This window comes from Rothia sp. QJM3NY_36 (assembly GCF_056173115.1).
The window spans coordinates 976,119-993,002 of sequence record NZ_CM149658.1 but is presented as its reverse complement, the minus strand read 5'-3'; the positions used below and the strand labels follow the sequence as shown (position 1 = coordinate 993,002).

At 69.3% G+C, this 16,884-nt stretch carries 16 protein-coding genes; 12 read left to right on the top strand and 4 right to left on the bottom strand.

Annotation, left to right across the window (positions count from 1 at the left end):
* The first annotated feature begins 180 nt into the window (after positions 1 to 180).
* Together glnA and AC0VXQ_RS04335 are read left to right on the top strand one after the other, a co-directional pair.
* Positions 181 to 1,605: a type I glutamate--ammonia ligase gene (glnA, locus tag AC0VXQ_RS04340; protein ID WP_061225493.1), complete on the top strand. Its 1,425-nt coding sequence runs from the start codon at positions 181 to 183 to the stop codon at positions 1,603 to 1,605.
* 564 nt (positions 1,606 to 2,169) lie between these two features.
* On the top strand, positions 2,170 to 3,228 hold the full coding sequence (locus AC0VXQ_RS04335) for an IS630 family transposase (RefSeq protein ID WP_006947314.1): 1,059 nt from the start codon (positions 2,170 to 2,172) through the stop codon (positions 3,226 to 3,228).
* Positions 3,229 to 3,230: 2 nt separating this feature from the next.
* Here AC0VXQ_RS04335 and AC0VXQ_RS04330 read toward each other — a convergent pair whose 3' ends face one another.
* Both AC0VXQ_RS04330 and cmtR read right to left on the bottom strand, forming a co-directional pair.
* Positions 3,231 to 3,827 (bottom strand): cadmium resistance transporter, encoded by a 597-nt coding sequence (locus AC0VXQ_RS04330; RefSeq protein ID WP_006947316.1) that lies wholly within the window; start codon positions 3,825 to 3,827, stop codon positions 3,231 to 3,233.
* Positions 3,824 to 4,183 carry a Cd(II)/Pb(II)-sensing metalloregulatory transcriptional regulator CmtR gene (cmtR, locus tag AC0VXQ_RS04325; protein WP_006947315.1) on the bottom strand — a complete coding sequence of 120 codons (360 nt, stop codon included), beginning with the start codon at positions 4,181 to 4,183 and terminating at the stop codon, positions 3,824 to 3,826. Before cmtR ends, AC0VXQ_RS04330 begins: the two co-directional genes overlap by 4 nt.
* Positions 4,184 to 4,478: 295 nt before the next feature.
* Between cmtR and AC0VXQ_RS04320 the strand changes: the two genes are divergently transcribed.
* Positions 4,479 to 5,459, top strand: a complete 981-nt coding sequence (locus AC0VXQ_RS04320) for an Abi family protein (RefSeq protein WP_038566154.1) — start codon at positions 4,479 to 4,481, stop codon at positions 5,457 to 5,459.
* Between the two features lie 337 nt (positions 5,460 to 5,796).
* On the opposite strand, the gene AC0VXQ_RS04315 is transcribed toward AC0VXQ_RS04320, so the two are convergent.
* Both AC0VXQ_RS04315 and AC0VXQ_RS04310 read right to left on the bottom strand, forming a co-directional pair.
* The gene (locus AC0VXQ_RS04315; RefSeq protein ID WP_058731094.1) at positions 5,797 to 7,302 is read right to left on the bottom strand and encodes a multicopper oxidase family protein; all 1,506 of its coding nucleotides are present in this window, start codon (positions 7,300 to 7,302) and stop codon (positions 5,797 to 5,799) included.
* A 212-nt stretch (positions 7,303 to 7,514) separates the two neighbouring features.
* Complete coding sequence (locus tag AC0VXQ_RS04310) at positions 7,515 to 7,961, bottom strand: DUF6153 family protein (RefSeq protein WP_129358159.1); 447 nt, start codon at positions 7,959 to 7,961, stop codon at positions 7,515 to 7,517.
* A gap of 150 nt (positions 7,962 to 8,111) precedes the next feature.
* On the opposite strand from AC0VXQ_RS04310, the gene AC0VXQ_RS04305 reads away from it, so the two are divergent.
* The 9 genes from AC0VXQ_RS04305 (at position 8,112) to AC0VXQ_RS04265 (ending at position 16,777) form a co-directional block, all read left to right on the top strand.
* Entirely contained in the window at positions 8,112 to 8,321 is a 210-nt protein-coding gene (locus tag AC0VXQ_RS04305; RefSeq protein ID WP_006944934.1) for a heavy-metal-associated domain-containing protein, read from the top strand.
* 146 nt (positions 8,322 to 8,467) lie between these two features.
* Entirely contained in the window at positions 8,468 to 10,735 is a 2,268-nt protein-coding gene (locus AC0VXQ_RS04300; protein ID WP_038566134.1) for a heavy metal translocating P-type ATPase, read from the top strand.
* 52 nt (positions 10,736 to 10,787) lie between these two features.
* On the top strand, positions 10,788 to 11,060 hold the full coding sequence (locus AC0VXQ_RS04295) for a YHS domain-containing protein (RefSeq protein WP_006944982.1): 273 nt from the start codon (positions 10,788 to 10,790) through the stop codon (positions 11,058 to 11,060).
* A gap of 114 nt (positions 11,061 to 11,174) precedes the next feature.
* Positions 11,175 to 11,780 carry a YdhK family protein gene (locus AC0VXQ_RS04290; protein ID WP_006944980.1) on the top strand — a complete coding sequence of 202 codons (606 nt, stop codon included), beginning with the start codon at positions 11,175 to 11,177 and terminating at the stop codon, positions 11,778 to 11,780.
* 44 nt (positions 11,781 to 11,824) lie between these two features.
* Positions 11,825 to 13,990, top strand: a complete 2,166-nt coding sequence (locus tag AC0VXQ_RS04285; RefSeq protein ID WP_038566131.1) for a heavy metal translocating P-type ATPase — start codon at positions 11,825 to 11,827, stop codon at positions 13,988 to 13,990.
* Between the two features lie 11 nt (positions 13,991 to 14,001).
* Positions 14,002 to 14,370 (top strand): metal-sensitive transcriptional regulator, encoded by a 369-nt coding sequence (locus tag AC0VXQ_RS04280; protein WP_171969963.1) that lies wholly within the window; start codon positions 14,002 to 14,004, stop codon positions 14,368 to 14,370.
* A gap of 43 nt (positions 14,371 to 14,413) precedes the next feature.
* Positions 14,414 to 14,938 carry a carboxymuconolactone decarboxylase family protein gene (locus AC0VXQ_RS04275; protein WP_038566125.1) on the top strand — a complete coding sequence of 175 codons (525 nt, stop codon included), beginning with the start codon at positions 14,414 to 14,416 and terminating at the stop codon, positions 14,936 to 14,938.
* 268 nt (positions 14,939 to 15,206) lie between these two features.
* Positions 15,207 to 15,755: a hypothetical protein gene (locus AC0VXQ_RS04270; protein ID WP_038566122.1), complete on the top strand. Its 549-nt coding sequence runs from the start codon at positions 15,207 to 15,209 to the stop codon at positions 15,753 to 15,755.
* 266 nt (positions 15,756 to 16,021) lie between these two features.
* Positions 16,022 to 16,777 (top strand): hypothetical protein, encoded by a 756-nt coding sequence (locus AC0VXQ_RS04265; RefSeq protein WP_196826333.1) that lies wholly within the window; start codon positions 16,022 to 16,024, stop codon positions 16,775 to 16,777.
* The last annotated feature ends 107 nt before the right edge of the window (positions 16,778 to 16,884 follow it).

Below are 16,884 nucleotides of genomic sequence, written 5' to 3'. Positions count from 1 at the left end.
CCGCCGACCCGCGTCGCCGCCTCGCCCCGGGCCCGCGTTACCGCGGGGAAACACTCGGGATACGGCGGGGCAACGTCGTCACCCTAGGTTGGGGCCACCCGCACCGCGGCGCACGGCCCGGAAGCCGCTTCCGGGATCGCCGCGCGGTCGCCGCAAGCTACCCGAAGGAGAGCCCCGACCATGTTCCAGAACGGCCAGGAAGTGCTGGACTATCTGAAGGAAGAGGATGTCGTGTTCGTCGACATCCGCTTCACCGACCTGCCCGGCGTGCAGCAGCACTTCAACCTCCCCGCCAAGGCCGTGGACGACGACTTCTTCGTCAACGGGCAGCTGTTCGACGGCTCCTCGATCCGCGGCTTCCAGGGCATCGCCGAGTCGGACATGCAGCTGATCCCGGACCCGAAGACCGCCTTCGTGGATCCCTTCCGGGTGGAGAAGACCCTCGTGGTCTCCTGCTCCATCGTCAACCCGCGCACCGGCGATCCCTACCACCGCGACCCCCGCGGCGTGGCCGAGCGGGCCGAGGCCTACATGAGGTCCACCGGGATCGCGGACACCGCGAACTTCGCCTCCGAGGCCGAGTTCTTCATCTTCGAGGATGTGCGCTTCCAGGTCACCCCGCAGCACACCTTCTACCGCGTGGACTCCGACGAGGCCCCGTGGAACTCCGGGCGCGAGGAGGAGGGCGGGAACCTCGGCAACAAGACCCTCACCAAGGGCGGGTACTTCCCCGTGGCCCCGGTGGACAAGCAGGGGGATCTGCGCGATGCGATCTCCGTGGCCCTGGACGAGGTCGGCCTGGAGGTGGAGCGTGCCCACCACGAGGTCGGCGCCCCCGGGCAGGCGGAGATCAACTACAGGTTCTCCACGCTGACCCTGGCCGCGGATGACCTGATGAAGTTCAAGTACGTGGTCAAGAACACCGCGGACGCCTTCGGGAAGTCCGCGACCTTCATGCCCAAGCCGGTCTTCGGCGACAACGGCTCCGGGATGCACTGCCACCAGTCGCTGTGGAAGGGCGGGGAGCCGCTGTTCTTCGACGAGCGCGGCTACGCCAACCTCTCCGACACCGCCCGCTGGTACATCGGCGGCCTGCTGGAGCACTCCTCGGCCGTGCTGGCCTTCACCAACCCGACGGTGAACTCCTACAAGCGCCTGGTCAAGGGCTTCGAGGCCCCGGTGAACATGGTCTACTCGCAGGGCAACCGCTCCGCGGGCATCCGCATCCCGATCACCGGCTCCAACCCCAAGGCTAAGCGCCTGGAGTTCCGCGCCCCGGACCCCTCCTGCAACCCGTACCTGGCCTTCGCCGCGCAGCTGATGGCCGGGCTGGACGGGATCCGCAACCGGATCGAGCCGCCGGAGCCCATCGACAAGGACCTCTACGAGCTGCCCCCGGAGGAGGCCAAGGACATCAAGAAGGCCCCGGGCTCCCTGGAGGAGGCCCTGGACGCCCTCGAGGCGGACCACGACTTCCTGCTGGAGGGGGACGTGTTCACCGAGGACCTGATCTCCACCTGGATCGAGTACAAGCGGGAGAACGAGCTCAAGCCGCTCACCCAGGTTCCCCACCCGCTGGAGTTCCAGATGTACTACGGGGTCTGAGCCCTCGACGCCGGAAAGCCCCCGCTCCCCCGCCCTCACGGGCCGGTGGAGCGGGGGCTTTCCCGTGCTCTGGGACGGTGCGACTGCGTTCGAGGGCCCGCACCTGCTCAACGCATCTGAGGTCATCATCCCGATCTGGTGGAGCGCGGCGACGATCTGTTCGGCCTTCAGCTCGTTGGAGCCTGGCTCATGACACCGCCAGCATCTCGCCAGTTTCCCCTGCATCTGGTGGGAACTTCTGGCCACCTCCGTCAACAGGGCATCCAGCGGATACGCGATGCGCAGCAGAGGGGTCGGTCTCCAGCCGTCCCACCTGCCCGGGGTGACCGATAATGAGCCTATGTGGCACTCGCCTGTCTTGACCTGGGTGAGGGCGCGATCCACGCTGACGCACGAGCTCGAGTAGCTTACCGCCGGGCACTAGTCCCCCGAGGTCGTGGATTGGGTGCGCGTGCAGGTGACGACGCGGCTGATCCCGATGCAGCGTCTGCTGGGATGCCGGGACTCCCAGAAGCGCCTAGTGTCGCGCGTCATTAATTCGTTGACAGTATGGGATGATGGCATATGCCGTCACCTGTGCTGGAGATCAGCGAAGAGGACCGTGCGACCCTGACCTCGTGGACACGGTCGCGGACGTTGCCGGCGGGACGTGCGCAGCGTGCGCGGATCGTGCTGGCCGTCGCGGCGGGGACGGGCACCTCGGCAGTGGCGCGGCATGTCGGGGTCTCGCGTCCGACTGTGATCAAGTGGCGTGACCGGTTCGCCGTCGACGGGCTCGCTGGCCTCGAGGACGAGGAGCGTTCGGGCCGACCGAAACGCATCGATGATGCCGTGATCATCGCCACCACGCTCGAGCCGCCACCGGCCAAACTCGGGGTGACGCATTGGTCCTCGCGGTTGCTGGGCAGGCACTTGGGGATCGGGGATGCCACCGTCGCCCGTGCCTGGCGCAAGTACGGGGTCAAGCCATGGCGGCGGGAGACGTTCAAGTTCTCCACAGACCCGGAGCTGGAGGCCAAGGTCCGCGACGTGGTCGGGCTGTACCTGAACCCACCGGAGAAGGCGGTCGTGCTGTGCGTGGATGAGAAGTCCCAGATCCAGGCCTTGAACCGGACCGCGCCGATCCTGCCGCTGCGACCAGGCTTGCCGGAGAAGGCGACCCACGACTACAAGCGCAATGGCACCACCACGCTGTTCGCCGCTATCGAGGTAGCCACCGGTGCGGTGACCGACCAGTGCTACGACCGGCACGGTAAGGCCGAGTTCCTCGACTTCCTCAAGAAGGTCGCCAGGGCTTACCCGCGCCGGGAGCTGCACGTGGTCCTGGACAACTACCACACCCACAAGCACGAGGACATCAAGCAGTGGCTGGCCAAGCACCCGCGGATCACGTTGCACTTCACCCCGACCAGCGGGTCCTGGCTCAACCTCGTCGAGGTTTTCTTCGGGATCATCACCCGACAGGCCATCCGCCGCGGCTCCTTCGACAGCGTCAAGCAACTCGTCACAGCGATCAGCACCTTCATCGACGGCTGGAACGAGCGCTGCCACCCATTCATCTGGACCAAGACCGCCGAGGAAATCCTGCCCCACGCCACCCGTCAAACCAGTTCAGGCGCGTGACATCAGAGACCGAACGCGCCGCCGCCGACGAGGATTGCGACGCCCAGTCCGATCAGGACGATGGGGAAGAGGATGTGCTCCCGCCGTTCGAGGACCTCGGCGATGGGTCGACGCGTGGCGACGAACTTGGCGGTGGCCACCAGCACTGCCACGAGCACGAGGAAAACGATGCAGAAGGTGATGACAGCGGGAGTACTGATGTTGAGGAAGACCGGGACGTAAACGCCGATGTTGTCCCCACCGTTGGCGAAGGTGACGCCGGCGACGGTCGCCACGGCAACGCTCTTACCTGACACGGCGGCATCATCGTCGTCGCCCTCGCCGCGGTAGACCTCCCACGCAGCCCAGAGACCCAGCGCGAGGGGGATGAGCCCAAAGTAGGGAATCGCCTCCTCTGGCAGCGCCCACCCCGCCCCCAAGGTCACCACGAGTGCGGCGGCGAGGATCCCGACGAAGCCAAGGTATTGCCCGGCCAAGATCTTCGCGGTCGTCCCGGGGCGTCCGGCACCTCGGGCGAAGAAGAGCGAGAGCACGATGATGTCGTCGATGTTGGTCGCGATGAAGAGCCCGATCGCTTGGAGCAGCGCCGCGGCCGTCATGCGCCGGACCTGCCGTCGTGGCAACCAGGCACCTCGCAGGCGACGTCGAGGCAGGGGGCGTCCGCGTCGACGGCCAGCTTGACCTCGACCAGCTCGGTGAGCGCACGTGCGAGGTGGGGGTCAGCGATCTCGTAAAGGGCCTGGCGGCCCTCATGGGTGGCGACCACGATCCCGCAGTCCCGCAGGCAACCCAGGTGGTTCGACACATTCGAGCGCGTCAGGTCTAGCGCGTTGGCGAGCTCTGCCGGATGCGCGGGGCACGCCAGAAGCGACAGAAGGATCCGTGAACGCGTGGGGTCGGCCATCGCCCGGCCCAGACGCTGCATGGCGTCTAAGCGGGAAGCAAGAGTCAGCATGCACTGAACGATACAGTAACCGCTGAACTACAATCGCCCCACCCAACTCGTCAAACAAGTTCAGACGCGTGACACTAGGAACCTGAGGACCGTCCAGCACCTCATCGACTCGGAAGGCCTGGGCGTGGTCGAGGCCGCAAAGACGGTGGGCTGGTCGAAGGCCACCTACTATCGCCACCGGGCGGCGCAGGCCGGTTCGTAGGAGCCCGTCGTCGGCTCCCCGTGCTAGAGTCGAGTCATCACGATCAGCCCGTTGCCGCAAGGCGCGGGCTGATTTTCTATCTGAAGGAAGCTCGTGGTCGAGTACACGAAGGAGTGGCTTCCGCTCGACCAGCAGGTCGAGCGGCTGATCGACCGCGGCCTCGCGGTCGACGACCCAGAACGAGCGCTCCGACTGCTGCAGTCGATCGGCTACTACCGACTCACCGGCTACCTGTACCCCTTCCTCGAGGCCGAGGAGTACACCGACGACGGTCGCGAGCGAACTCGGGTACTGAACAGGTATCTGCCCGGCACCGCGCTTCACCATGCCGAGACGATCATCGACTTCGACCGCCGACTGCGGATGCTGGTCATGGAAGGCGTCGAGCGCATCGAGGTCGCGGTGCGGATGCAGGCGGGGTACGTCCTCGGCAGGTCCTCCGCGTTCGCCCATGAGGACCCGGCGGCCTTCGACGACTCGTTCACGAAGGCGGGCACGGACAGCCGCGATCCGCAGCCCAGCTCGCACGTGAAGTGGCTGCAGCGCGTCAAGGATCGGCGGGACGGGTCCGACGAGCAGTTCGTCGCGCACTTCCGGGAGAAGTACGACGATCGCATGCCGGTCTGGGCCCTCACCGAGCTCCTCGAGCTCGGACAGCTGTCGAGCCTGTACAGGGGAATGCTCCAGCCGGATGCCGAAGAGCTCGCCCTCGCGTTCGGCGTCCCGAGGAAGAAGCTCATGGCCAGCTGGCTCGCCAGCCTCAACTACGTGCGCAACGTGGCGGCCCACCACTCGCGGCTGTTCAATCGGAAGCTTCAGAACGCGCCGTCGCGTCCTGCTTCAGGGCTGGTGTCGATGCTCGATCACCTCCGTGCGCCGGAAGCGCCGAAGAAGGACTTCGGCACCTACAACGCGCTGGCCGTGATCGCCTACCTCCTGCTCACGGTCGCCCCGGAGTCCGGGTGGCCTCGCCGGCTAGCCGAGCTGCTCGAAGCGTTCCCAGCGTCGCACGCCCTGACGGTCGGATCGATCGGCGTCCCCGACGGCTGGGAGTCGCTGGACCTGTGGCGGTGAGCTCGACGCCGATCAAGTCTCGTAAAGGTGCTTGTTGAGACAGGGGCAGTGAGACAGAGTTCTGAGACCGAGGCCCCCGCATGACTGCGGGGGCCTCGTCTCGTCCCGTCAAGGAGATGTCTTCGAGACGCGTCTTCGGAGCACCGCCGAAACCTGCCATTGTCGACGCTGCATCTTCGATGGGACGCGAAAGCAGTCAAAGAACGGTCGCGCTGCTGTCTCGCATCCGCGATGCACACTAGCGAGCGGTACGGCAACGGCGGCGGGGCCGTGCAACCACAGAGCACGCGGCCCCGCCGCTGATGACTGGTCCTACCCAGAAACGTCCGGCCGGAGTTCAGCCCTGCTGGTAGGCGATCGTCGTCATCATGCCGGCTTCCCCGTGGTAGACGTTGTGGCAGTGGCTGAGCCACCGGCCGGGGTTGTCGGCGTCGAACTCGACGCGGAGCGTCTTGCCGGGCAGGACGATCGAGGTGTCCTTGCGGGGCCCGCCTCCGGGATGCTGGTAGGTGTGGCCGTGCAGGTGCATCGGATGCCACATCTTGGTCGAGTTCTTGAACTCCAGCGCGACGCGCTCGCCCTCCTTGAGGCCGAGGGCGTCGCGCATGGGCTGCTCCATGTCCATGCGCTTGCCGTTGATCGCCCAGTCGTACTTCTCCATGCCCCCGGTCAGCTCGAGGACGAGTGTGCGGTCGGCGGCGCGCTGGGGCAGGGCGACCGCATCGATGGCCTTGAGGTCGGCCGCGGTGGCGGGAGCCTTCGTCTGCGGGAGCTTCGCGTCCTTGGCCGGGGCGCTGCCGGATCCGGTGCGCAGGACGGCGACGGCCTGGTCCTGCTTCCCAAGGGCCTCGGCGACGACGGCGAACGCGCCGTCGCCGGCGGTGATGACGGCGTCGTAGCGCTCGCCCATGCCGAGCACGACGCTCTCGGCCTCGAACGGCTGGATCGGGTAGCCGTCGGTGTGGGTGATGGTGAGCGGGTGCTCGGCGACGCCGAACCGGAAGGCGGTGTCGCCGCCGGCGTTGATGATCCGCAGTCTGATCTTCTGGCCCGGCTTCGCGGTGAAGGTCTCCGGGTCGGCCGCTGGCCTGCCGTTGATCAGGTAGAGCGGATAGTAGACGTCGCCGGCGTCGCCGCCGAGCAGCGGCGAGGTCGCCCCCATCAGGGTGTTGCCCATCCGCATCGGCCCCATGTCCATTCCGCCGTGGTCCATCATGCCCTTGCCGAGTTCCTTCATCACCTGGTCGGGCGTCGCGATGACGCCGTCGAGCCAGTCGTCCAGGACGATGATCCACTCCTGGTCGTAGTCGCCCTTCTCGTTCGGGTCGTCGATGATCAGCGGGGCGTACAGGCCGCGGTCCTGCTGGACGCCGACGTGCGGGTGGAACCAGTAGGTCCCGGCGTGCGGGAGCACGAACTCGTAGGAGAACGCGCCGCCTGGCTCGACCGGCTTCTGCGTCAGGTTCGGCACGCCGTCCATGTCGTTGCGCAGTGCCAGGCCGTGCCAGTGCACGGTGGTCGGGTCGGGTAGATCGTTGGTCAGGGCGACCTTCAGGGTGTCGCCGATGTTGCCGCGGATCGGCTCGGTCGCCGACGCGCCGGTGAACGCCCAGGTCTTCGCCTCCTTCCCGGCCAGGTCCACGGTGGTCGGCTCGGCGGTCAGCGCACGCTGCACGGTTGTGCCGGTGCGGCGGCGCTTGGATTCGGCCTTCTCGACGGCGGCGCTGTCGGGCCCGACGAACGAGGTCGTCTTGCTGGTGGAGGTGCAGCCGGCGAGGCCTGCGGCGGTGAGGGTCAGTGCGCCGGCGGCGAGGAACTGGCGGCGGTTCAGGTCGGTGTGCATGGTTGAACGGTGTCCTTCTGTGTCGATGGTGAGCGGTGCCACGGGCATCGGCCTGGACGCGCTCGACGACCACGGGTGATCGGATGCGCAGGCTCGAGGGCTCTCGGGAGAGGGGTCAGCGCCATCTGGGCGCGATGCCGTCGCAGATGCAGGGCAGGCGCATGGGCATGCCCCGATGGGCAGGAGCGCCGCTGGGGGGCGCTCCCCGCTGCTCACGTTCGATAGATCGACAGTTCCAGGTGCGACAGCGCTAATCGGCGGGGCGTCTGGAGAGGCGGCACCGGCTCGGGCGCGCGGCCGAGCTCGGGCAGGGTCGCGGCGAGCGGGGCCGGAAGGACGGGGATGCTCTTGCCGGTCGGCCCGGGGACGCAGGTGGAGCCTGAGCCGCTGCTCATGGCACCCGCGCAGCCGCCGGAGCCGTGGACCATGCCATGCGATCCGGACGTCGACGACGAGGGGGCGACGGCCGCCTCTGCGGTCAGAGCTGGCGTCGCCGGGGCGGAATGCTTCATCGAGGCCATGGGGGCGCTCATGGCCGTGGCCCCGGCACCGTTGGCCAGCGAGTGCATTCCGAGGAGGCCGGCGATCAGCAGGGCCGCGAGGACGAGGAGCTGCAGCCGGTGCCGGCTGCGGCGGGGTTCGTCGGTCGCGGTCTCCACGCTGCACAGCATACCCCGGTGGCGTATCCCGTCTCCAAGGGAGGATCCGTCGGCGAGGCGCACCCCCCGCGTTGCGGGAATACCCGGCAGGGGTATACGGTTACTCGTACGCGGTACCCACTGGGGGTATCTCTGCTGAGGAGGCATTCGATGGCTGCGAACGAGTACCAGGTGACGGGCATGACCTGCGGGCACTGCGAGATGTCGGTCCGCGAGGAGGTCAGCGGGATCCCCGGCGTCGAGGACGTCGAGGTCAGCGCGCAGACCGGCAAGCTCGTCGTGTCGGGCTCCGGCGAGATCGACGACGCGAAGGTCCTGGCCGCCGTCGAGGAGGCCGGCTACACGGCCGTGCGCGCCTGACGACACCACCACCAGCGCGGCTCACGCTCCCCGTCGACCCCGACGGCGGCGGGGGCGGAGCGCGCACCACTGACCGCATCGGCGACATGACCGCCCCTGCGCACGAACCGGACGTCTCAAAGCCCGGAGAAGAAAGGACGCAGAGGATGACTGCACCAGCGCCGCTCAGCACGGACGCCGGCATCGAGCTGGAGATCGGCGGGATGACGTGCGCCTCGTGCGCGAACCGGATTGAGCGCAAGCTCAACAGGCTCGACGGCGTCACCGCGTCGGTCAACTACGCCACAGAGAAGGCCAAGGTCACCGTGCCCGCGGGCTACGACCCGCAGCTGCTGGTCGCCGAGGTCGAGAAGACCGGCTACACCGCCGCCCTGCCCGAGCCCCCGGACGCGAAGACCGATGACGCCTCCGACGGAGGCGCGGACGCCGACCCTGAGCTGATCTCTCTGAGGCAGAGGCTGATCGGGTCGATCGTGCTCACCGTGCCGGTGATCGCGATGGCGATGATCCCTGCCCTGCAGTTCACCTACTGGCAGTGGGCCTCGCTGACCCTGGCCGCGCCGGTGATCGTCTGGGCGGGCTGGCCGTTCCACAAGGCCGCATGGACCAACCTCAAGCACGGCACCGCGACGATGGACACGCTCGTCTCGATGGGCACCTCGGCGGCGTTCCTGTGGTCGCTCTACGCCCTGTTCCTCGGACACGCCGGCATGCCGGGCATGAAGCACCCGTTCGAGTTCGCCCTGGCCCGCTCCGACGGCGCGAGCAACATCTACCTCGAGGCGGCCGCCGGGGTGACGATGTTCATCCTCGCCGGCCGCTACTTCGAGAAGCGCTCCAAGCGCCAGGCCGGTGCCGCGCTACGCGCCTTGCTCGAGCTCGGCGCGAAGGAGGTCTCGGTGCTGCGGGACGGGACCGAGATCAAGATCCCGACCTCCGAACTGGCCGTCGGCGACGAGTTCGTCGTCCGGCCCGGCGAGAAGATCGCCACCGACGGGACGGTCGTCTCCGGCAGCTCCGCGGTGGACGCCTCCATGCTCACCGGCGAATCCGTGCCTGTCGAGGTCGGCGAAGGCGACCCGGTCACCGGGGCCACCGTGAACGCCGGCGGCCGGCTCGTCGTCCGGGCGACCCGCGTCGGCTCGGACACCCAGCTGGCGCAGATGGCCAAGCTGGTCGAGGACGCCCAGTCCGGCAAGGCCGCTGTCCAGCGGCTGGCCGACAGGATCTCCGGAGTGTTCGTCCCGATCGTCATCGCCATCGCGCTCGTCGCCCTGGCGGCGTGGCTGATCTCCGGGGCCGGCGTCTCGACGGCGTTCACCGCCGCGGTCGCGGTCCTCGTCATCGCCTGCCCCTGCGCCCTGGGCCTCGCCACCCCGACCGCACTGCTGGTCGGCACCGGCCGCGGCGCGCAGCTGGGCATCCTGATCAAGGGCCCCGAGGTCCTCGAATCCACCCGCAAGGTCGACACCGTCGTGCTGGACAAGACCGGCACCGTCACCACCGGCAGGATGACCCTGGTCGACGTGATCGCCGAGGCCGGCACCGACCGCGCCGAGCTGCTCCGCCTGGCCGGGGCCCTGGAGGACGCCTCCGAGCACCCGATCGCCCAGGCCGTCGCCAAGGGCGCGGTCCAGGAGACCGGCCAGCTCCCGACGCCGGAGGACTTCGCCAACGTCGAGGGCAAGGGCGTGCAGGGCGTCGTCGACGGCCACGCCGTGCTCGTCGGCCGGGAGTCCCTGCTGGCCGACTGGTCCCAGCACCTCTCCCCTGACGTCGCCGCCGCCAAGGCCGCAGCCGAGGCCGAGGGCAAGACCGTCGTCGCCGTCGGCTGGGACGGGCAGGCCCGCGGCGTCCTCGTCGTGGCCGACACGGTCAAGCCCACCAGCGCCGAGGCGATCCAGGGCCTGAAGGGCCTGGGCCTGACCCCGGTGCTGCTCACCGGAGACAACGAGGCCGTCGCGAAGCGGATCGCCGCCGAGGTCGGCATCGACCAGGTCATCGCCGAGGTCCTGCCCAAGGACAAGGTCGACGTCGTCGCCCGCCTCCAGGGCGAAGGCAAGGTCGTCGCGATGGTCGGCGACGGCGTCAACGACGCCCCCGCCCTCGCCCAGGCCGATCTGGGTCTGGCGATGGGCACCGGCACCGACGTCGCCATCGAGGCCTCCGACATCACTCTGGTGCGCGGGGACCTGCGGGCCGCCGTCGACGCGATCCGGCTGTCCCGCCGGACCTTGGGCACCATCAAGGCCAACCTGTTCTGGGCCTTCGCCTACAACGTCGCGGCCATCCCGGTCGCGGCGCTGGGCATGCTCAACCCCATGCTCGCGGGCGCGGCGATGGCGTTCTCATCCGTCTTCGTCGTCGGCAACAGCCTCCGCCTGCGCGGATTCCGCAGCGTCACCCCGCACTGACCCGCACAACCACCCACCCGAACTGAACTGATCGCACGAGAGGCATCCGACGATGACGAACGACTCCCACGCCCACGCCAGCTGCTGCAGCACCTCCAGCGCCGCGAACCCGGCGGTCGACGCCGAGGGCCGCGAGAACCTGCTGAGCGGCAGCGACGACATGACCACCTGCCCCGTCATGGTCGGCAGCCGGGTCAGCAAGACCGCGGCCGAGGCGGCAGGCCTCTTCCGCGACTACCGAGGCCAGCGCTACTGGTTCTGCTGCGCCGGCTGCGGGCCGGCCTTCGACGCCGACCCCGCCAAGTACGCCGCCGCCATGGCGTAGTCCGAGCACCGGATCGGAGCGCCCGGATAGACGCTCCGGCGGACCAGCAGGATTGCGATATACCCCACCGGGGTATATGGTCGGAGATGGACAAGGCAACGAACAGGAGACCACATGCGCAAGCGCCTCACCATGACCCTCGCAGCAGGAGTGCTCGGCGGAGCACTCCTGCTGACCGGCTGCAGCTCCGGCGACCAGGACCCCTCGAAAGCCGGCCCGCACCACGGCGGCAGCAGCTCGACGAGCTCCCCGGCCAGCAGCGACGGCGGGATGGACCACTCCTCGATGGAGCACCCGATGGACGGCGGCCCAGCGCCCGCCGGCATCGAGAAGGCCGCCTCCCCCAAGTACCCGGTCGGCACCCAGGTGATCCTCACCGCCGACCACATGATGGGCATGGACGGCGCGAAGGCCACGATCGTCGGCGCGTACGACACCTACACCTACGCGGTGAACTTCACGCCCACCACCGGCGGCGAACCGGTCAAGGACCACAAGTGGGTCGTCCAGCAGGAGATCAAGGACGCCGGCAGCAAGCAGCTGGCCGACGGCACCGAAGTCACCCTGGAGGCCGAGCACATGAAGGGCATGAAGGGCGCGAAGGCCACCATCGCCTCCTCCACCGACGAGACCGTCTACATGGTCGACTACGAAGCAGGCGGCATGAAGATGACCAACCACAAGTGGGTCGTCGAGAGCGAGATCAAGCCGGCCTCCTGAGCCGGCCACCACCGCAGAGCAGGGCCCGGACAAGGGAAGCAGCAATGACAGACCCGAACGCGCATCAGCACCACCACGGCGACACCGCAGACGCGCCCGCCCACAGCGGGCACGCCGTCGCGACCACCGCGCCCGGCCACGGGGAAGATCCGCACGCGGGGCACGCAGGCCACGTCGCGCACCAGGGGCAGCACGGAGACCACGCCGGTCACGGCGGTCATGGAGGCCACGGGGACCACGTCGGCCAGTTCCGTCGGCTGTTCTGGATCAACCTCGTCATCGCCGCCCCGGTGGTGGGGCTCTCGCCCATGTTCGCCATGCTGCTCGGGTACTCCGTGCCCGGCTGGGCGGGGTGGGTCGCAGCGGTGCTCGGCACCGTCATGTACGTCTGGGGCGGCAAGCCGTTCCTCACCGGTGCCTGGAGCGAGCTGAGGAGCCGCAAGCCGGGGATGATGCTGCTGATCGCGCTGGCGATCACCGTGGCGTTCTTCGCCTCCTGGGCCGCCACCCTCGGGCTCGTCCACCACGAGCTGGAGTTCTGGTGGGAGCTGGCGCTGCTGATCGTCATCATGCTGCTGGGGCACTGGATCGAGATGCGCTCCCTGGCCCAGACCACCTCCGCGCTCGACTCGCTTGCCGCCCTGCTGCCCGACGAGGCCGAGCGTGTCGAGGGCGACGACATCGTCAAGGTGGACCCCGCCGAGCTTCGCGTCGGCGACGTCGTCATCGTCCGCCCCGGCGGCAGCGTCCCCGCCGACGGCACCGTCGTCGACGGCCACGCCGACATGGACGAGTCGATGATCACCGGCGAGTCCCGGCCCGTCGCCCGCGGCGAGGGCGACCCGGTCACCGCCGGCACGGTGGCCACCGACTCCGGCCTGCGGGTCGAGATCACCGCCACCGGCGACGACACCGCCCTGGCCGGCATCAACCGGCTCGTCGCCGAGGCGCAGGGCTCCTCCTCCCGCGCTCAGCGCATCGCCGACCGCGCCGCCGCCTGGCTGTTCTGGTTCGCCCTCGGCGCTGCCCTGATCACCGCGATCGTCTGGACGCTGGCCGGGTCCCCCGACGACGCCGTGGTCCGCACCATCACCGTGCTCGTGATCGCCTGCCCCCACGCCCTGGGCCTGGCGATCCCGCTGGTCGTCTCCATCGCCACCGAGCGCGCCGCTCGCGGCGGCGTCCTGGTCAAGGACCGCCTCGCGCTGGAGTCCATGCGCCAGGTCGATGCCGTGCTGTTCGACAAGACCGGCACCCTCACCAGGGGCGAGCCCACCGTCACCGGCGTCGAACCGACCGGAGACCTGGACGCCAACCAGGTCCTCGCCCTGGCCGCATCGGCCGAGGCCGACAGCGAGCACCCGCTCGCCCGGGCCATCGTCGCCGCCGCCAAGGACCGCGGCCTCGCCCTGCAGCAGGCCACCGGATTCTCCTCCTCGCCCGCCGTCGGCGTCACAGCGACCGTGGCCGGCCACGAGATCCGCGTCGGCGGCCCCCGGCTGCTCGAGGAGACCGGCCAGCACGAAACTGAATCCGCAGAAGCCTGGCGCGGCGAGGGCGCGATCATCCTGCACGTCCTGCGCGACGGGCAGGTGATCGGCGGCCTCAAACTCGCCGACGAGGTCCGCCCGGAGTCCCGCGACGCCGTCGACGCGCTCCACGAACTGGGTGTCGAGGTCGTCATGATCACCGGCGACGCCGAGGCCGTGGCGAACGAGGTCGGCCAGGAGCTCGGCATCGACCGCGTCTTCGCCGGCGTCCGCCCCGAGGACAAGTCGGCCAAGGTCGCCCAGCTGCAGCACGAGGGCAAGAAGGTCGCCATGGTCGGCGACGGCGTCAACGACGCCCCGGCGCTGGCCCAGGCCGACGTCGGCATCGCCATCGGCGCGGGCACCGACGTCGCCATCGCCTCCGCCGGCGTCATCCTGGCCAGCTCCGACCCCCGCTCGGTTCTGTCGGTCACCCAGCTGTCGAAGGCCGCCTACCGGAAGATGAAGCAGAACCTGTGGTGGGCCGCCGGGTACAACCTGATCTCCGTCCCGCTGGCGGCCGGCGTCCTCGCACCCGTCGGCTTCGTGCTGCCGATGTCGGTCGGCGCGATCCTGATGTCGCTGTCCACCGTCGTCGTCGCCCTCAACGCCCAGCTGCTGCGGCGCATCGACCTCACCCCCCAAGCCAGCACCCGCTCGATCCTGGAGCGTCAGAAGTGAAGGACACGCCCATGACACTCGACACCACCACCGACACCACTGACAGCACCGGCACCGCCAGCCCCGGCACCGAAGTCGCCGCCGCCGCGGCCCACCATCACGGCTACATCAGCGACAAGGACCGCTACCTGACGCGCATGAAGCGGATCGAGGGCCAGGCCCGCGGCATCGCCAAGATGATCGACGACGAGAAGTACTGCATCGACATCCTCACCCAGGTCTCAGCGCTCACCCGAGCCCTGCAGGGCGTCGCGACCGGGCTGCTCGACGCCCACCTCAAGCACTGCGTCCTCGACGCCGCCAAGCTCGGCGACGACGACGCGGCGATCGCCAAGATCCAGGAAGCCACCGACGCGATCAACCGCCTCGTCCGCTCCTGAGGCTCACGAGCAGCGCACCCGCGCACACGAAGGAGAAGGACCCATGCCCCGTTTCGCCCCGCTGACCGCGGAGACCGCCGTCGGCGCGTCCCGGGACCTGCTCGGCGAGCTCGTCGAGCGCCACGGCACCGTGGGCGACATGGTCTCCACGATGGCCCACTCCCCGGCCGTCCTCGGCGGCTACCTGCAGCTGAGTAGAGCGATGCGCCGCGCCAAGCTCGACCGGAGAATCAGCGAGCTTCTCTCCATCGCGGTGCAGGCGCAGCAGGGCTGCGGCCTGTGCCTCGACGCCCACGTCGCGGCCGCCCGCTCCCTGGGCGTCGCCGAGGAGGAGATCAGCCTCGCCCACCAGGGCACGTCGAGCAATCCCGCCATCTCGGCCATGATCCGGCTCGGGCGGCAGGTCTATCGGGAGCCGACCTCCGTCACCGACGAGCAGATCGACCAGCTCCGCGCGTTCGGCTACAGCGACCGCGCGATCGCCGACGTCGTCGGCGTCGTCGCGCTCAACATCCTCACCGGCGCGTTCAACCTCGTCGCCGGGCTGGGACCCGAGGACCAGCACTGACGCCCGAGGGCATTCTCTTCGGCGACCCGACTGTGCACGGGGCCTTTCGACCGGCGGGTGCGGGCCGCGTCGTCGGCCTCGCACCGGCTGGCCTGGCAGCGGGAGCCGTGCTCGCAGCAGTCGCCCTGGCCTCGGCCAGAGCGGGGTCTGGCGGTCAGCTCCCGGGTCGGATTGGCATGTCGCCGGTGTTTGCCGAATACTTGTCCGGGGCCACGGCGTGCTCCGCGGCACTCTGGGGCCACCGAATCGAGCGGAAGGCGGGAAGGCAGTGCAGCGTTTCCTGAGCATCGCGCGCCGCTTCTCGCCGGTGCTCGCGGTCCTCACCGTCGCAGCTCTGCTGATGCTGCAGCCGCCGGCTCGCGCCGCTGACCATTTCTCGATGTCTGCGTCACTGGGCACCGCCGCCGCCGATGCCGGCGCTGCCGAGATGGCGACCGGCCATTCCCCGGAGAACAGCGCTCCCATTGTGGTCCACGGCCAGTTCTCGACCAAGAACGTCGGTGACCAGCAGGCGGCCGCGGCCGCCGGCCATTTGTCCATGGGGACCGTGTCCTCCGGGATGGGCATGGCGTCGGGCTGCGGCCCGGACTGCGGCTCGCCGGCGAGCCCGTCCCCGGGTCCGATGGACTGCGTCGCAGCGGGCTGCCTGATCCTGCTGGTGCTGCTGGTCGGGATCGGAGGCCTGCGGCCGGCAGCCCGCGGAGGCGGCTGGTCGCTTCCGCGCCCATCACGGCGCACTCTTATGGAATCGTTGGTCCTCCGCTGCTGGGCTCGCCCTCCGCTGAGCCTCGCCGAGCTGTCGATCAGTCGCACCTGAGCCGGTCGCAGGTCCATCCGCGCCCGTTTCGGGGCAGCAGACATGCAGCCGTGGCCGTTCCCAGCCGGAGAACCGGCAAGTAACCACGGAACCTGTGGGCGGGTGTGCCGACCCGCGACGCTCGCGACGCCCCGGCGTCCATTCTCTGACGACTCCTTTGACAACTCGCGACGACCCCACCGGCTGGAGTTGAGCGGTCCATGCATCCTCGGCGACGTCGGGCACGTCTTCCCCGGTGGCCGTCGACCATCCCAGCTGAGAGACCCATGACCAAGAACCAGAAATCATCCACTAAGTCTTCGAAATCGTCGCCATCGCAGCGCTCGACCGGCGGGCGTACGGCCAGCAGCCGGTCCGCGCGGGACCGGCTGCGGCAGATGCAGCTCCAGGAGGCCAAGGCCCGACGGGCGCGACGGCTGATCACGGGTGCCGCGATCGCTGTCGTGGTGCTGGCCGTCGCCGCCGGAGCGGTGGTCATCGCCAGCCTCCAAGGCGGTGGATCCGACGGCCCCACCGGCGGGGCTGCCGCCGCGGGGCGTCGGGACCTGCCGCCATGGTCGCTGCCCGCCAACACCTCTGACGCGGCGAAGGCCGTCGGCCTCCGAGTCGGCCCGATGGAGGGAACGGCGGCCCACTTCCACTCCCACCTCGACATCAGCGTCAACGGGCAGCCCATCGCCGTGCCGGCCAACATCGGCGTCGACCCCGCTAGCGGCCAGATGTCGGAGCTCCACACCCACGACGAACGCGGCGTGCTGCACGTCGAGGCCCCCACCGCCGACGGCCGCTACACCCTCGGCCAGGTCTTCACCGAGTGGCAGGTCCGCCTCGACGCCGAAGGCATCGGCGGACTGGACAACAGCAACACCGACAGCCTGCGCGCCTACGTCGACGGGAAGCGATTCCAGGGAGACCCCGCCACGATCCAGCTCACCGCCCACCGGCAGATCTCACTGGTCTACGGGCCGCGAGACGCCACCGACGACCCGGCGGCCAGCTACGCGTTCGAGCAGGGCGAGTAGACGATGCCAGCGAGAGGACCACAGACCGCGGCCCGGACCGTTGCGCTGGCCGCCGCCGTGCTGAGCCTGGGGCTGGCCGCGGGCTGCACGAAGTCCATAGACCCCGC

Coding starts and splice junctions, on each gene's coding strand:
- glnA (WP_061225493.1), top strand. CDS start 181: ATGTTCCAGAACGGCCAGGAAGTGCTGGACTATCTGAAGGAAGAGGAT.
- AC0VXQ_RS04335 (WP_006947314.1), top strand. CDS start 2,170: ATGCCGTCACCTGTGCTGGAGATCAGCGAAGAGGACCGTGCGACCCTG.
- AC0VXQ_RS04330 (WP_006947316.1), bottom strand. CDS start 3,827: ATGACGGCCGCGGCGCTGCTCCAAGCGATCGGGCTCTTCATCGCGACC.
- cmtR (WP_006947315.1), bottom strand. CDS start 4,183: ATGCTGACTCTTGCTTCCCGCTTAGACGCCATGCAGCGTCTGGGCCGG.
- AC0VXQ_RS04315 (WP_058731094.1), bottom strand. CDS start 7,302: ATGCACACCGACCTGAACCGCCGCCAGTTCCTCGCCGCCGGCGCACTG.
- AC0VXQ_RS04305 (WP_006944934.1), top strand. CDS start 8,112: ATGGCTGCGAACGAGTACCAGGTGACGGGCATGACCTGCGGGCACTGC.
- AC0VXQ_RS04300 (WP_038566134.1), top strand. CDS start 8,468: ATGACTGCACCAGCGCCGCTCAGCACGGACGCCGGCATCGAGCTGGAG.
- AC0VXQ_RS04295 (WP_006944982.1), top strand. CDS start 10,788: ATGACGAACGACTCCCACGCCCACGCCAGCTGCTGCAGCACCTCCAGC.
- AC0VXQ_RS04290 (WP_006944980.1), top strand. CDS start 11,175: ATGCGCAAGCGCCTCACCATGACCCTCGCAGCAGGAGTGCTCGGCGGA.
- AC0VXQ_RS04285 (WP_038566131.1), top strand. CDS start 11,825: ATGACAGACCCGAACGCGCATCAGCACCACCACGGCGACACCGCAGAC.
- AC0VXQ_RS04280 (WP_171969963.1), top strand. CDS start 14,002: ATGACACTCGACACCACCACCGACACCACTGACAGCACCGGCACCGCC.
- AC0VXQ_RS04275 (WP_038566125.1), top strand. CDS start 14,414: ATGCCCCGTTTCGCCCCGCTGACCGCGGAGACCGCCGTCGGCGCGTCC.
- AC0VXQ_RS04265 (WP_196826333.1), top strand. CDS start 16,022: ATGACCAAGAACCAGAAATCATCCACTAAGTCTTCGAAATCGTCGCCA.